Raw genomic sequence first — 14,589 nt, 5'->3', positions numbered from 1 at the left:
TATCGGTAACTGCCATGAAAACAACGACTCGCCGCCACCGATCCGACAGCGCCAAGGCAGCCGTCACGGCCGCCCAGGCTGCCGCGCTCGAGCCGCTTTCGCCCCCGGCCTTTGCCAGGCTCCGGGAGGAAGACCGGCCGGCGTGGGATGCGATCGTGACCGCACGGCCGCGAGACACTTGGACCGAAGCCGACTTGATCCTGGCGGCCCAGCTGGCGCGGGCCTATGGCGACATTGCCGCCCTCGAGGAGCACATCGACAAGCAGGGCATGATCCTGGGCGACCAGATCAACCCGGCCTGTACCCTGCTGGACAAGGTGAGCCGGCGAGCGCTGGCCATGGCGCGACAGCTGAAGATCGACACGATCAGCGTGGTGGGCAAGTCCCAGGACATTCACAAGGGCGCCGCCCTGGAGCGTGACGCACGGCGTGGCATCGATGACGACGACGACCTGATACCGAGACCGCTGCAATGAGTCGAGCTGAGCGCATCATCAAGTTTGTCGAACGCTACTGCGTCACGCCGGAAGGTGCCGGCGTGGGCAAGCCGATGGTGCTGGCCGACTTCCAGAAGCGCTTTATTAGCGAGGTCTACGACAACCCGGCCGGTACCCGGCGGGCGATCCTCTCCGTGGGCCGCAAGAACGGCAAGACCGGCCTGATTGCCGCGCTGTTGCTGGCGCACCTGGTGGGGCCCGAGGCGAAGCAGAACAGCCAACTGGTATCGGGGGCCATGTCACGCGACCAAGCCGCGCTGGTGTTCAACCTGGCGGCCAAGATGGTCCAGATGTCGCAGGAGCTTTCCCGCATCGTTCGCATCGTGCCGAGCGGCAAGCGCCTGATCGGCCTGACGATGAATACCGAGTTCCGGGCCCTGGCCGCCGACGGCAAGACCGCCCACGGCCTGAGCCCGGTGCTGGCGATCCTGGACGAGGTGGGGCAGGTGAGGGGGCCGCAGTCCGACTTCGTTGACGCGATCACCACCAGCCAGGGCGCCCACGAAAGCCCGCTGCTGATCACCATATCGACCCAGGCCGCCAACGATGCCGACCTGTTGAGCCAGTGGATAGACGACGCGCTGCGCTCCAAGGATCCGCGCACCGTGTGCCACCTGTACGCCGCCCCCGAAGGCTGCGACCTGCTGGACGAGGCCGCCTGGAAGGCAGCGAACCCGGCGCTGGGGATCTTCCGAAGCGTTGACGATATGCGCGAGCAGATGGCCCAGGCCGAGCGAATGCCCAGCATGTCCAATACCGCCCGGAACCTGCTGCTGAATCAGCGCGTCAGCCTGGACAGCCCGTTTATCAGCCCCGACGTGTGGGCAGGCTGTGCGGCCGAGCCTGAGCCGTTCGAGGGCCCCGTTTATGGGGGTCTCGATCTTTCCGCCCGTACCGACCTCACCGCGCTGGTGCTGGTGGGCAAGGCGGGAGGCGTCTGGCAGGTGCGGCCGTACTTCTGGACCCCAGAGCAGGGGATCTTCGACCGCGCCAAGACCGACCGGGCGCCGTATGACGTGTGGGCCCGCGCTGGCTTCCTGCGCACCACACCCGGGGCAACGGTGGATTACGAGGCCGTGGCCACCGACCTGGGCGAGATCCTGCAAGACGTGGAGCTGCGCGCCATCGCCTTCGACCGCTGGCGCATCGACATATTCCGCAAGGAGCTCGAGCGGCTGGGTATCGAGCTGCCCCTGGTGCCGTATGGCCAGGGCTTCCGCGACATGGCGCCGGCACTCGACGCCCTCGAGGCCGAGCTGCTGAACGGCCGCATCGCCCACGGTAACCACCCGGTGCTGACAATGTGCGCCGCCAATGCCGTGGCCGTGACCGATCCGGCTGGCGCTCGCAAGCTGGACAAGTCCCGCCGAACCGGCCGCATTGACGGCATCCAGGCCCTGGCCATGGCAATGGGCGCCGCCCAGGCTGCCGAGGAGCCGGCCACGATTGAAACCGAGGTATTTTTCGTATGACTACCGTGACGCTGCAGGAAGCGAAAGACCATCTCCGCGTGCTGGAAGATGACGAAGACGCCTTGATCACCAGCCTGGTCGAGGCGGCCGAGGGCCACATAGCCAAGTATCTCGGCGATGACCTGCCCGAGCCGATGCCGGCGCCGGTGCGCGCCGCGGTGCTGCTACTGGTGGGCGACCTGTTCGAGTACCGGGAGCGGCAGGCCATTACCGGCGTCGGCGGCTTCCAGGAGAACCCGACGTTTCAACTGCTGCTGAACCCCTACCGCTCGACCGAGGTGCTGTGATGCGTACCGGGGAGCTGCGCTACCGGGTCGAGATCCAGGCGCTGACGACCGTTCAAGACCCGGAAACCGGCGGCATGATTGAGGATTGGGCAGCCGTCGGCGAGGAGTGGGCCAGCATCGAGGGCATCCACGGCCGGGAGTTCCTGGCCGCCAGTGCGACCCAGGCCGAGACCACGTTCCGCGTCGTGATGCGTCACCGCCCGGACCTGGACGCGACGATGCGGCTCGAGTACGAGGGGGAGCGATACCAGATCAAGGCCATCTTGCCCGACAAGCGCCGCCGTCGGCTGGTGCTGATGTGCGAGGTGATGGCCTAGCAAAGTTTCACAGGCTGCCAGAGCTTGCCGAAAGGCTCAGTCTGGCCAGGGATTAGTCGGCGAGTGCCCTGCGTGAAAAAAACCCCGACAGCCGGCGGGTTGCTCATCCGGGGCCGCGGCCGGCACGCCCCCACGCCTTGCGCTGGGGGCTTTTTTGTCGCTGGTCGAGTGAGGCCATTTTGACCTGACTCAGGCCAAAGTGGCCTGTCTGGCGGGTAGCGCTTAAGGTGGCTTCCTGTTGCTGGCGCCTGCTACCTATTTGCTACCTGATCGGCCCGGAACGAAAAACCGCCACCCGGCGTTATCCGTAAGTGGCGGTTTTTACTGTGTTTTATGGTCGGAGCGACAGGATTCGAACCTGCGACCTCTGCAACCCCATTGCAGCGCGCTACCAAGCTGCGCCACGCTCCGACTGATATCTCGGCTCGGCATTCGATACGCTGTATCGCGTTGCCATGGGGCTTTTGACTGCGGCTCGACCTTGGTCATGCCCCCGAGAACGAGGCGTATACTAGCGCGTTCCGGAGGAAATGAAAAGCCTCTTTTGTACTTTCCTTTCAGATGCTTGCCTTTAGCTGTTAGATTTCTTCCCAGATCCTGCGCCGGAATTCCTGGGGCATGGCGGCGACATGCTTGAGGCGCCGCATATGCTGGTCGGCAACCTCGCGCGCTATTTCCTCGTAGCATTCCTTCATCTTTTCGGGGTCGGCGCCGTGAGTGTCATAGCAGTGTCCGAGCTGTTGTCCTGCTTCGGAAAGCGCGGCGAGGAATTTCGCTTCCTGAAGCATCATGTCAGATACGCTTTCCATCCATGCCAGTTGAAGGCGCGTCATCGGGGTAATTCCCTGAATCCATTGCTGCGACCACCATTCCATCAGTGGCAGGGAGGCATCGAGGGCGGGGTTGGGCGCGGGGCGACCGGGGGTGGGGCTGGCCATGGCGATCTCCGTGATATGTCGAAAGGGCGATTGGGACAGGGTAGAACGCATGCATTCGAGTGTAGTCCAGCAAAGGTGGCTCTCCCATGCTTTTTTGCTGCATTGCGGTATGCGATTTCGTGATAACGAACTCGGCATCCGATACGGGCTTTCAAGCCAGTGGCTTACGGCAATGGGGTGGTTGTGTCATGCTCAGAAGCCAGCCGGTCTATCCAGCCGGTCTATAGAGGGGGAAGGCGATGTGGAGTGTCATAAAATCGGTGCTGGCAGCGTTCTTCGGCGTTCAGCGCGATAGGCAGCGGCGTGAGGATTTCGAGCGTGGCAGTCCAATGGCCTTCATCGTGACTGGAATCGTCATGGGACTGCTGCTGGTGGGTGTGCTGGCCCTGGTGGCGATCTGGGTTGCGGGCTGAGCGTAGCAGGGCCCAGCGTTGACTGCTGCGTTAGCCATAAGGTGAAGGTTAGGCGAGTGACTTTCTAAACTTGTCTCCATATACTCGGCTAGAAGAAGCGGCTAATGTTCTCTGGGACGAGAACCCCCATACCCTGACTCGTGGGGCGCCGTTATCGACACAACTACAAACTCGGGAGGCGTCGATGCGCACTCTGCTCGTTTGGTTGGCAGGGGGCTTGACCCTTGTCGGCTCGAGCCAGATGGCTCTGGCTAGCGGCTGGAACATGCCGGTTGGGGTCACTGACCTCAGTAGAGAAATCTACAACCTTCACATGGTGATCTTCTGGATCTGTGTGATCATCGGCGTGATCGTATTCGGGGTCATGTTCTATTCCCTGTTTCGCTATCGTCACTCCAAGGGCGCAAAGGCTGCCAATTTCCACGAAAATACGACAGTCGAGATCATTTGGACGGCCGTTCCTCTGCTGATTCTCATCGGCATGGCCATACCAGCGACTGCCACTCTGCAGAAAATCTACGATCCATCCGGGGCCGAGCTGGACGTCATGGTCACCGGCCAGCAGTGGCGCTGGCGCTACGAATATTTGGGTGAAGACGTTGCCTTCAACTCCAATCTCGCTACCCCGAGGGCGCAGATTCGTGGTGACGAGGAGCGTGGTGAGAACTATCTGCTCGAGGTCGACGAGCCGTTGGTCCTGCCGATCAATCGCAAGGTCCGCTTCCTGTTCACTTCCGACGACGTCATCCATGCCTGGTGGGTACCCGATTTTGCCGTGAAGCAGGATACGGTGCCCGGCTTCATCACCGAGAATTGGGTGCGCATCAATGAGCCGGGTATCTATCGCGGGCAGTGTGCCGAGCTGTGCGGGGTCGATCATGCCTTCATGCCGATCGTGGTTCGCGCCGTGGAAGAGGATGAATTCGACGCCTGGCTTGCCGAGCGGCAGGAGATGGCGGCGGAAGAGGCCATGGGCATCGATCGTGAGTGGGAGTTCGATGAGCTGATGGAGCGGGGCGAGGGCGTCTACGGCAGCATCTGTGCTTCCTGTCACCAGCCTGAAGGCCAAGGGTCGCCGCCGGCGTTCCCCGCACTGGCCGGCAACGAGCAGATGCTGGCGGACGTGGAGTGGCACAAGGACGTCATCATCAATGGCGTGTCCGGGACTGCCATGCCGTCATTCCGCACTACGCTCAATCCGGTCGAGCTGGCTGCGGTGATCACTTATACCCGTAACGCCTGGGGCAACGAGTCCGGCGACGCGGTACAGCCGGCCGAGATCGCCGAGCGGCTGCAATGATCGTCGCCCTCACGTCGCCACGGCGACGTGAGGAACCCCTGACACGCTGCGAAAAACAAGACAATGAAACTGGAGTATTCCGATGGCCCCTAAGGTACCTCCTCAGCCGACTCTCGAGCAGAGCACCACCGCCGCGGAAGCGGGGCATGGACATGCCCACGAAGCCCCACCCAAGGGCATCATGCGCTGGCTGCTGACCACCAATCACAAGGAGATCGGGTCCATGTACCTGATCTTCTCGCTGATCATGTTCTTCATCGGCGGGATCTTCGCCCTGGTGGTCCGTCTGGAGCTCTTCCAGCCCGGGTTGCAGTTCGTCAATCCGGAATTCTTCAATCAGATGACCACCATGCACGGCCTGATCATGGTCTTTGCAGCGGTCATGCCGGCCTTCACCGGGTTGGCCAACTGGATGATTCCGCTGCAGATCGGTGCGCCGGACATGGCGCTGCCGCGACTCAACAACTTCAGTTTCTGGCTGCTGCCGGTGGCATTCGGCCTGTTGCTCTCGACCCTGTTCATGCCGGGTGGCGGCCCCAACTTCGGCTGGACCTTCTACGCGCCGCTATCCACCACCTATGCGCCGCCCTCCACCACCTTCTTCATCCTGTCGTTGCACATCGCCGGTATCAGCTCGATTCTGGGGGCGATCAACATCGTCGCCACCATCCTCAACATGCGTGCACCCGGCATGCGCATGATGGATATGCCGCTGTTCGTGTGGACCTGGCTGATCACGGCCTTCCTGCTGATCGCGGTGATGCCGGTACTGGCAGGCGTGATCACGATGATGTTGATGGACATCAACTTCGGCACCAGCTTCTTCGATGCGGCGGGTGGCGGTGATCCGGTGCTGTTCCAGCATCTGTTCTGGTTCTTCGGGCATCCCGAGGTATACATCATGATCCTGCCGTCATTCGGCATCGTGTCGGCGATCATTCCTGCCTTTGCCCGTAAGCGCCTGTTCGGCTATGCCTCCATGGTGTATGCCACTGCGGCCATTGCCATCCTGTCGTTCCTGGTCTGGGGCCACCACATGTTCGTGGTGGGTATGCCGCTGGCCGGGCAGTTGTTCTTCATGTACGCCACCATGCTGATCGCCGTGCCCACCGGGGTGAAGGTGTTCAACTGGGTGACCACGCTGTTCCGCGGTTCGATCAGCTTCGAGCCGCCGATGCTGTTTGCCCTGGCCTTCGTGGTGCTGTTCACCATTGGCGGATTCTCGGGATTGATGCTGGCCATCGCCCCGGCCGACTTCCAATACCACGATACCTACTTCGTGGTGGCACACTTCCACTACGTACTGGTGCCGGGCGCCATCTTCTCCATCATGGCCGCTACTTACTTCTGGCTGCCCAAGTGGACCGGCCACTACCCCAACGTGCGTCTGGCTCAGTGGCATTTCTGGCTTTCCGTCATCAGTGTCAATCTGACCTTCTTCCCGATGCACTTCTCGGGCCTGGCCGGCATGCCGCGGCGGATACCCGACTATGCGCTGCAGTTCGCCGACTTCAACCTGGTGTCTTCCATCGGCGCCTTCATGTTCGGCATCTCGCAGCTGCTGTTCGTCGCCGTGATCATCATGTGCGTACGTGGCGGCAAGAAGGCGCCGGCGGCAGCCTGGGGCGAGTATGCCGATGACCTGGAGTGGAGCGTGCCGAGTCCTGCGCCGCTGCATACCTTCGAGACCCCGCCGACCTTTCAGCGCCCGGCTCACTGATTCGTAGTGCCGGCCACCGGGTGGCCGGCCGTCGAAAGGAGGAGTGAAGCATGACTCAGCACGATACGGAGGCCAGGCAGGTGGGCGTGCGCCGGACGGTCTGGCGCAGCGTGGCGGCACTGATCGGCATGTTCGCCTTCGCCTTCGCTCTGGTACCGCTCTACGACGTGTTCTGTCGGGTGACCGGTATCAACGGCAAGGTCGATACCACGGCTCAGGCGCTGGTTCACGACGAGGTGGACGAGTCGCGCCTGGTCACGGTGCAGTTCATCACGCGTAACGGTTCCGGCCTGCCCTGGAGGCTGGATGTCGAGACCCGGCAGGTGCGGCTGCACCCCGGACAGACGTCCGAAGTGAATTTCATGTTCAGCAATCAGAGCGGCAGCGAGAACTGGGGGCGGGCCGTGCCCAGCGTTTCGCCCAGTACGGCAACCCGCCATGTGCGCAAGTCGAGCTGCTTCTGTTTCGAGGAGCAACTGCTGCAGGCCGGGGAACGGGTCGAAATGCCACTGGTGTTCCAGTTGGACCGCGACCTCCCCCCCGAGGTCAACACTGTCACTCTGGTCTATACCCTCTATCCCGTTGAGGGCAAAACCCAAACGCTGCAGGCCGGGGTCAAGCGCGACGAAGGAGGTGAGGCATGAGTGGTGGCAGTTATTACGTACCCGCGACCAGCAAGTGGCCCGTTCTTGGCTCACTCGCCCTCGGCGTGATGATGATCGGTACCGGCATGGTGCTGGTGCACGGACGCGGTACCCTGATCACGCTGGTGGGCCTGGTGGGGGTCATCGCTGTGATGGCACTCTGGTTCCGTGACGTGGTGGTGGAGTCGCGCAGCGGACTCTACGACGCGCAGATGGATCGTTCGTTCCGCTGGGGCATGGGCTGGTTCATCTTCTCCGAGGTGATGTTCTTCGCCGCCTTCTTCGGCGCGCTGTTCTACGTGCGCACGTTCGCCGTACCCTGGCTGGGTGGGGAGGGCACCAAGGGGGCAACCGCGCTGCTGTGGCCGGAGTTCACTGCGCACTGGCCATTGCTCAGCCCGCCCGACTCGTCCATTGCCGGTCCTACGCAGGTCTTCAGCCCCTGGCATCTGCCGCTGGTGAACACGCTGATCCTGGTCTCGTCGAGTATCACCCTGACCGTGGCGCACGAGGCGTTGAAGGAAGGCAAGCGCAAGATTTGCCGCAACTGGCTGGCGGGCACCGTTCTGCTGGGCCTCACCTTCATCGTCATTCAGGGGGTGGAGTACTACGAAGCCTATGCCCATTACGGCATCACGCTACAGGCGGGTATCTACGGCGCCACCTTCTTCATATTGACGGGCTTCCATGGGGTTCACGTCATCGTCGGGACGTTGATCCTCATCGTGATGCTGTTCAGGGTGATGCGCTACCACTTCTCCCCGGAAGACCACTTCGGCTTCGAGGCCTCGTGCTGGTACTGGCACTTCGTCGATGTAGTGTGGGTAGGATTGTTCCTGTTCGTCTATGTGTTCTGACGTGGTGCTGTGATGAATAGCCCCATTTATTCTCATGGGGCTGGTGATATCGGCAGCCTGGGGTCAAATTTCTCCCAGGCTGCCGAAATAGAAGCCGTAGAACAGCAGGGCCAGCAGTAGTGCGGCCAGAGAGACGCGAATCTTCAGTGATACGAGCAGGCGCCGCGAGCTGGAATCGTCGCGTAGCAGAAAGCCAACGCCGGCGGCCAGGCTGGTCAGCATGGCTAGGAACACCACGGCAATCAGAGTCTTGAGGAACATGGGGCACTCCATTGTAAGTCAGGGGAGCGGGAAGTGGCGACTAAGAATCTGGTTCTCGTTCTGGTCGGCACTGGTCGCATTGGGCTTGTTCCTTGGACTATGGCAGTGGGAGCGGGCGGACGACAAGCGCGAATACCTGGCGCGTCTCGACGCCGCCCCAACGCTGCAGGCACCTATCGAAACTCCCCCTGAAGGCACTCGCCTGACGTTGCGTGGCCGCTATCTCGAGGAGCAGACTCTGTTTCTCGACAACCGCACACTTAAGGGGCAGTTGGGAGTGGCGGTGCTCACCCCCCTTCAAACCGAAGATGGCCGGTTGTGGTTGGTGCAGCGAGGCTTCCTGCCCACCGGGCCGACTCGCGAGGCACCTGAGGTGGAAACTCCCGTGGGCGAGGTCGTCGTCTCAGGTCGCTGGCAGGCGGCCGGCAACGGCACTCCATTGTTCGGCCCCAACCGTGAAGGGAGCCGCTTGCAGCGTATCGAGCTCGAGGCCTGGGAGGCGGACTTCGCTCACGCCGGGTGGATGCATCTTGAGCGCGGTGCCGGTCTGCTCGAGCCGTGGTGGCAGCCCAGCGTGATGCCGGCCAGTCGACATGTCGGCTACGCCGTACAGTGGTGGGGATTGGCGCTGGCCGCTCTGGTCGTGATGCTGCTTGGTGGGCGCAGGCTGGTCAAAGACCGTCGTGATGCAACTCAAACCGCAGGTCGGAATGCACATGAGGAGGCAAAGCCTTGCAGGAAGCCATGAAAATCCGTCACCAGCGCTTCAAGTTGCTGGCATTGATCGCAATATTCGCCTTGCCGGTCGTTACTGCCTGGGTGATGGTGCAGTGGCGTATCGGCATCCCGGAGCAGCGCACGGCCCACGGCGAGCTGGCACCTGACGTGCCCAATCTGTCGCAGTGGCCGTTGGTGGAGCTTACGGACAGTCTGGATGATGGCGATTGGTTGCTGGCCTTCGATTGCAGCGTGGCTTGTGCGGAAAACGCCGATCGATGGTGGCGACTGCATCGCGCGCTGGGCCGTGAGGCGCCCAGGGTGACGAGGTTGCGTATCGGAGGGGAGGGCGAGACTTTGCCGGGAGAGATTTTGCCGGGAGAGATTTTGCCGGGAGAGATCGGTGCACAGTGGCTGGAGGTGCCTGGTTGGCAGGCGCCCGGGCAGGTCTGGCTACTCGACCCGCAGGGCCAGGTGGTATTGACCTATGGTCGTGAGGTCGGCGAGCGCGATGTGATGGATGATCTCAGTCATCTGTTGCGCATGAACCCCGACCGGCGCAGCGCGCCGGAGCGTGACGGCGATACACGCTGAACGTAGTTACCAATATCCGACCAGGGAGGCGGGAGCCACACCATGCAGAGTGCTTCGATGACGAATGCTTCCATTCAGCGTGATAGGGCGCGGCTGCGCCTGCTGCTGCGGCTGAGCCTGGCCGGTGTCGTCTTCACTACCGTGGTGATATTGATCGGCGTGTGGACGCGCCTGGTGGATGCCGGACTTGGCTGCCCTGACTGGCCGGGCTGCTATGGCCGTCTGGTAGTGCCGGATGCCGAGCGGGCGATGGCCCACTCTCCTGACGCACCGCTGGAGGCGTTCAAGGCCTGGGTGGAAATGGTTCACCGCTACGTGGCGTCGGCCCTCGGCTTGCTGGTGATCTCGCTGCTCGCGTTGGGGGCTGGGCTGCGTCGCCGCTCCGGCTACCCGTGGCGAACGAGTGTCGCACTGCTGGTCGTGATCCTTTTGCAAGGTGCCTTCGGTGCCTTCACCGTGACGCTGAAGCTGTGGCCTCAGGTCGTGACCCTGCATCTGCTGGGTGGTCTGGCGGTGCTGCTGCTGTTCCTGTGGCTGCATCTGAGCTTGCGTCGGTTCGCGAAGGGGGCTGCGGCACCCGGCGTGGCGAGGCGGCGTCTGACGCCGCTGTGGGTCATTGCCATGCTCTGCCTGCTGCTGCAGCTGGCGCTGGGCGGTTGGGTGTCGAGCAACTATGCGGGCATTGCCTGTCAGGGCTTCCCCACCTGCAACGGCCAGTGGTGGCCGGAGATGGATTGGAGCGAGGGTTTTCATCTGACCCAGACGGTGGGGCCGAATTATCTGCACGGGCAGTTGCATGCAGATGCCAGGACCGCCATCCACCAGGGTCATAGGATCGGCGCGCTGGTGCTGGGGCTGGCCTTGATAGCGCTGGCACTGCGCTATTGGCGCGAGAATCTACAGCGCCCCTGGCTCGGTGGGCTCGTCTTCGCCTATGGTATTCAAGTGGGGCTTGGCATCGCCAACGTGCTGATGTGGCTGCCCTTGTGGTTGGCACTGTTGCATACGGCCGGTGCCGTGGCGCTGGTATTGCTGCTGGCGTTGGCCGTGTGGCACTGGCGGGAGTCGGCCGTTGCGGCCGAAGATTCAACACGACGGGACAAGGAGTGGGTGCATGTCTAACGCGCTGATGAGACGTGGCGAGGCGAAGCGCGTTCTGCTGTCACAGCTGGAAGGCTCCAACTGGAGCTGGCAGGACCTGCTCACGTTATGCAAGCCGAGGGTGGTACTGGTCATGCTGGCCTGCGCCCTGGTGGGGATGGCCTTGGCAACGCCAAGCTTGCCTTCGCTTGCCACGGTAGTCTTCGGGCTGGCCGGAATCGGCATGGCGGCCGGCGGTGCGGCGGCGTTCAACCATGTGGTGGATCGGCGCCTCGATGCGATGATGTTGCGCACGTCCCAGCGGCCGCTGGCGGCACAGCGGATGCCGACGGTGCTGGCGCTGGGCTGGGCATCGCTGCTTTCCATGGCGGGCATCGTCCTGCTGCTGTGGCAGGTCAATGCCCTCACGGCATGGCTGACCCTGGCCTCGTTGATCGGTTATGCGTTGATCTATACCGCCTTCCTCAAGCGGGCCACACCGCAGAATATCGTCATCGGGGGCGTGGCCGGAGCGGCACCGCCGATGCTGGGCTGGACGGCGGTGACGGGGCAGCTGGGGCCGGAGCCGCTGCTGCTCGTGCTGATCGTGTTCGCCTGGACGCCGCCGCATTTCTGGGCGTTGGCGATCCACAAGCGTGATGAGTACGCGCGTGCCGGTGTGCCGATGCTGCCGGTAACCCATGGCGAAGCGTTCACACGGCTGCAGATCTGGCTTTATGCTTGGTTGACCGTGGCCGTCACGCTGTTGCCCTTCGTCATCGGCATGAGCGGGGCCGTTTACCTGGTGGGCGTCATGGCACTGAATCTGCGCTTCATGTACTGGAACTGGAAGGTGTGGAGGGGGGCGGATCCCACTGCTCCGCTTGCGGCCTTCTGGTTCTCGATTCGCTACATCCTTGGCGTGTTCGGTGTGCTGTTGCTGGATCACTATGCCGGCCTCTGGGCACTCTAGCCCTCCTCAATCGTCGCAGCTCCACACCGGAGCTGCGGCGCTGTTGCCCGATGGGCGAGCGCTGCGTGAGCTTTGCGAGGCGGCGGGCCGGGATATCCTGAGCATACGCGCAAGACGCTACGAGGTGGCCGGCAAGGCCGACGGCAGCCCGGTCACGGAAGCCGACATGGCGGCGCACCGTCGCCTGATACGGGGCTTGCCGAGATTGCTGGACATCCCGGTGCTGTCCGAAGAGCAGGCCGATGTCGCCTGGACGGAACGCTCTGCCTGGCATCGCTACTGGCTGGTCGACCCGCTCGATGGTACCCGCGAGTTCGTCGACGGCTTCGATGACTTCACCGTCAACGTGGCGCTGATCGAGAAGGGAGAGGTGCGGCTGGGCGTGGTGCATGCCCCAGCGTTGGCCACGACGTGGATGGGCGGTAAGGGGATCGGCGCCTGGCGCTGGCGTGAGAACCGGTGTCGTGAGCTGGTCGTGCGTGCCGAGAGGCCGCCACGGATTCTCGCCAGCCGGGCCCATCTCGATGCGCAGACCCAGGCCTGGCTGGAGCGCTTTCCCGAGGCCTCGCTCGAGCGCTGCGGCAGCTCGGTGAAGTTCTGCCGTATCGCCGAGGGTCGTGCCGATCTCTACCCGCGTTTCGGACCCACCTGCGAATGGGATACCGCCGCCGGTCAGGCGGTGCTGGAAGGGGCCGGCGGGGCGGTGATCGAGCCGCGCCATGGGCATGCGCTGCGCTACAACCGGGGGGAGAGCTTGATTAATGGTCCTTTTATCGCCTGTAGCGATCCAGGCTATGCCTGAAAACTGTCTGCGCTTGGCCATACGGCGTTAAAAATTAGCTCAAAATACTCATTTACAGCACGTAAACTCCGTCTTTTCGCTAATTTTTGCCTTGCGACCCACAGGGATGTGGGAAGTGCGCTGGCCCGTAGGGAACGGGCCTAGCCCTGGCCTTCGCTCGCCGATTTTTCAGGCACAGCCTGACTCTGATCGAATAAGGCTGGGGGCGGGTCCTGCTCCGGGCGCGTGCTTGCGTTACAATGCGGCCCTCGATTCACCCTTCCATGCATCCCTCTGGAGCTTTAATGACGACGACGACGGCATTGATTCTGCTCGCCGTGGGCTTGGCCATCGTTGCCGGCCTGGCAGCCTATGCTTATACCTTGTGGAAGGAGGTGCGCCGGCGTGAGGCGTTTCGTGAGGATGAGCTGCGCCGTGCCCATGAGAACTGCCTTGCCAACCTCGAGATCGTTGCTTCTTCGCTGCTTCAGGAGCAGGTCGACATCACCGAAGGCGCGTGGCGCTGCAAGCTGCTGCTCGACATTCTCGATCCGAGCCTGCTCGAGCGGCCCGACTTCCAGGCCTTCGGCGAAGTATATGCGCGCACCCAGCACCTGCACACGCACTCCGCTCGCAAGGAACTGGCCCCTCGCGATCGCATGCGCGAAGATCGTGAGCGTCTCGAGGTCGAGGCGGAGTGGCGCCAACCGGTACTCAAGGCGGCTGAGGAGGTGCTTCAGTTTCGGCGAAACTGGCCCGGAAGCCTGCATTGAGATCTATACACAGGCTTTACAGCAAGGTATGTTGGCAACCGCCTCGGGTACTCCGCCAAGCTAAATTATGGCCATTCCCCGGGTGTTTTCTGGCAGAAAACGGCAGAATGGTCAGCGTAGGAGTGAGGCAACGCTTTGAGCAAGGCCGATAACGGCCTACACTTGAAGCCGTTGGGTCAATGAGTGTCCTGACCATCGGGAATTCGCGTTTCGAGCAGCCCGAGATGAAAATCAAGAAGGAGTCTTGCAATGAAAAAATCAACGACTGGCTTGCTGTTGGGTTCAGCTCTGGTACTCGGCCTTTCCGGCTGTGCCACGGATTTTCAGAGGGGCGGTGAGCGTGCGGGCGGTACCGCGACGGCCAGCACTGGCGGCGGCACGGCTTGGTATCAGCAGCCCGTGGTGTGTGGTATCGCCGGCGGCCTGATCGGTGGCAGCATCGGTTATGCGGTGAGCGGCGAGTCCGACGAAGATGCGGGTATCGCCGTGGGCGGCGCCACCGGTGCGTCCATCGGCGCTCTGCTGTGTGCCGATCGTACCCCGCCGCCGGAGCCGGTTGCCGAGCCCGAGCCGATGCCCGAGCCCGAGCCGGCTCCGGTCACCGAGTTCGAGCCGGTGACGCTCGATAGCGAAGTCACTTTCGCCTTCGATTCCGACGAGATCCGTCCGGGTGCCTACCCGACCCTGGATCAGGTGGCGACCACGCTGCGTGAGAATCCCAACCTGCGCGTGCGCATCGAAGGCCACACCGACTCCGTGGGCTCCCCGCAGTACAACGTGGGCCTCTCTGAGCGTCGTGCGAACTCCGTGCGTGACTTCCTCGTCTCACGCGGTATCGCCGAGAATCGCATGACCACTCGCGGTTTCGGTGAAGAGCGCCCGGTTGCCACCAACGACACCGACGAAGGACGGGCACAGAACCGTCGCGTCGAGATCCTGAACTGGGATTGATGCCTGGCGCTGGA

General features: G+C 62.8%; 18 protein-coding genes and 1 tRNA gene. 16 read left to right on the top strand and 3 right to left on the bottom strand.

All coding sequences use genetic code 11. The annotated features are described in order from the left end of the window. Positions 1-14 precede the first annotated feature (14 nt). The 4 genes from HOP53_RS04810 to HOP53_RS04795 are packed head-to-tail and all read left to right on the top strand — an operon-like array spanning position 15 to position 2,573. Positions 15-476: a P27 family phage terminase small subunit gene (locus tag HOP53_RS04810; RefSeq protein ID WP_234268950.1), complete on the top strand. Its 462-nt coding sequence runs from the start codon at positions 15-17 to the stop codon at positions 474-476. Continuing rightward, positions 473-1,969, top strand: coding sequence for a terminase large subunit (locus HOP53_RS04805; protein WP_234268949.1), 1,497 nt, complete (start codon positions 473-475; stop codon positions 1,967-1,969). The genes HOP53_RS04810 and HOP53_RS04805 overlap by 4 nt, the downstream gene beginning before the upstream one ends. Next, the gene (locus tag HOP53_RS04800; protein ID WP_234268948.1) at positions 1,966-2,256 is read left to right on the top strand and encodes a head-tail connector protein; all 291 of its coding nucleotides are present in this window, start codon (positions 1,966-1,968) and stop codon (positions 2,254-2,256) included. Before HOP53_RS04805 ends, HOP53_RS04800 begins: the two co-directional genes overlap by 4 nt. After that, positions 2,256-2,573 (top strand): phage head closure protein, encoded by a 318-nt coding sequence (locus HOP53_RS04795; RefSeq protein ID WP_234268947.1) that lies wholly within the window; start codon positions 2,256-2,258, stop codon positions 2,571-2,573. The genes HOP53_RS04800 and HOP53_RS04795 overlap by 1 nt, the downstream gene beginning before the upstream one ends. A 334-nt stretch (positions 2,574-2,907) precedes the next feature. On the opposite strand, the gene HOP53_RS04790 is transcribed toward HOP53_RS04795, so the two are convergent. After that, positions 2,908-2,984, bottom strand: a tRNA-Pro gene (locus HOP53_RS04790). 167 nt (positions 2,985-3,151) lie between these two features. After that, entirely contained in the window at positions 3,152-3,511 is a 360-nt protein-coding gene (locus HOP53_RS04785) for a hypothetical protein (protein WP_234268946.1), read from the bottom strand. A 239-nt stretch (positions 3,512-3,750) separates the two neighbouring features. Between HOP53_RS04785 and HOP53_RS04780 the strand changes: the two genes are divergently transcribed. The 5 genes from HOP53_RS04780 to HOP53_RS04760 all read left to right on the top strand — a co-directional run bounded on the left by HOP53_RS04780 (position 3,751) and on the right by HOP53_RS04760 (position 8,445). Further along, positions 3,751-3,924, top strand: a complete 174-nt coding sequence (locus tag HOP53_RS04780) for a DUF2970 domain-containing protein (protein ID WP_083861853.1) — start codon at positions 3,751-3,753, stop codon at positions 3,922-3,924. 184 nt (positions 3,925-4,108) lie between these two features. Continuing rightward, positions 4,109-5,224, top strand: a complete 1,116-nt coding sequence (gene coxB, locus HOP53_RS04775; RefSeq protein ID WP_234268945.1) for a cytochrome c oxidase subunit II — start codon at positions 4,109-4,111, stop codon at positions 5,222-5,224. Positions 5,225-5,306: 82 nt separating this feature from the next. Continuing rightward, positions 5,307-6,944, top strand: coding sequence for a cytochrome c oxidase subunit I (ctaD, locus tag HOP53_RS04770; protein WP_234268944.1), 1,638 nt, complete (start codon positions 5,307-5,309; stop codon positions 6,942-6,944). A 50-nt stretch (positions 6,945-6,994) separates the two neighbouring features. After that, positions 6,995-7,588 (top strand): cytochrome c oxidase assembly protein, encoded by a 594-nt coding sequence (locus HOP53_RS04765; protein ID WP_234268943.1) that lies wholly within the window; start codon positions 6,995-6,997, stop codon positions 7,586-7,588. Then, positions 7,585-8,445: a cytochrome c oxidase subunit 3 gene (locus HOP53_RS04760; protein WP_234268942.1), complete on the top strand. Its 861-nt coding sequence runs from the start codon at positions 7,585-7,587 to the stop codon at positions 8,443-8,445. The genes HOP53_RS04765 and HOP53_RS04760 overlap by 4 nt, the downstream gene beginning before the upstream one ends. 63 nt (positions 8,446-8,508) lie before the next feature. Here HOP53_RS04760 and HOP53_RS04755 read toward each other — a convergent pair whose 3' ends face one another. Continuing rightward, on the bottom strand, positions 8,509-8,706 hold the full coding sequence (locus HOP53_RS04755) for a DUF2909 family protein (RefSeq protein WP_010628703.1): 198 nt from the start codon (positions 8,704-8,706) through the stop codon (positions 8,509-8,511). Between HOP53_RS04755 and HOP53_RS04750 the strand changes: the two genes are divergently transcribed. The 7 genes from HOP53_RS04750 to HOP53_RS04720 all read left to right on the top strand — a co-directional run bounded on the left by HOP53_RS04750 (position 8,705) and on the right by HOP53_RS04720 (position 14,575). Further along, a complete protein-coding gene (locus HOP53_RS04750) occupies positions 8,705-9,454 on the top strand; it encodes an SURF1 family protein (RefSeq protein WP_234268941.1) in 750 nt (249 codons plus the stop codon). The two genes, HOP53_RS04755 and HOP53_RS04750, sit on opposite strands and share 2 nt — an antisense overlap. Then, positions 9,451-10,017 carry a hypothetical protein gene (locus HOP53_RS04745; protein ID WP_234268940.1) on the top strand — a complete coding sequence of 189 codons (567 nt, stop codon included), beginning with the start codon at positions 9,451-9,453 and terminating at the stop codon, positions 10,015-10,017. The genes HOP53_RS04750 and HOP53_RS04745 overlap by 4 nt, the downstream gene beginning before the upstream one ends. A gap of 42 nt (positions 10,018-10,059) precedes the next feature. After that, on the top strand, positions 10,060-11,139 hold the full coding sequence (locus tag HOP53_RS04740) for a COX15/CtaA family protein (RefSeq protein WP_234268939.1): 1,080 nt from the start codon (positions 10,060-10,062) through the stop codon (positions 11,137-11,139). Beyond that, positions 11,132-12,070: a heme o synthase gene (cyoE, locus tag HOP53_RS04735; protein WP_422677590.1), complete on the top strand. Its 939-nt coding sequence runs from the start codon at positions 11,132-11,134 to the stop codon at positions 12,068-12,070. Before HOP53_RS04740 ends, cyoE begins: the two co-directional genes overlap by 8 nt. 43 nt (positions 12,071-12,113) lie before the next feature. Further along, positions 12,114-12,872 carry a 3'(2'),5'-bisphosphate nucleotidase CysQ gene (cysQ, locus tag HOP53_RS04730; RefSeq protein WP_234268938.1) on the top strand — a complete coding sequence of 253 codons (759 nt, stop codon included), beginning with the start codon at positions 12,114-12,116 and terminating at the stop codon, positions 12,870-12,872. 284 nt (positions 12,873-13,156) lie between these two features. Then, positions 13,157-13,624, top strand: a complete 468-nt coding sequence (locus tag HOP53_RS04725) for a DUF2489 domain-containing protein (protein WP_234268937.1) — start codon at positions 13,157-13,159, stop codon at positions 13,622-13,624. Between the two features lie 249 nt (positions 13,625-13,873). Continuing rightward, positions 13,874-14,575: an OmpA family protein gene (locus HOP53_RS04720; RefSeq protein WP_234268936.1), complete on the top strand. Its 702-nt coding sequence runs from the start codon at positions 13,874-13,876 to the stop codon at positions 14,573-14,575. The last annotated feature ends 14 nt before the right edge of the window (positions 14,576-14,589 follow it).

The organism is Billgrantia ethanolica, assembly GCF_021404305.1.
Lineage (GTDB): Bacteria > Pseudomonadota > Gammaproteobacteria > Pseudomonadales > Halomonadaceae > Halomonas > Halomonas ethanolica.
This window is presented reverse-complemented; position numbering and strand designations above follow the sequence as displayed.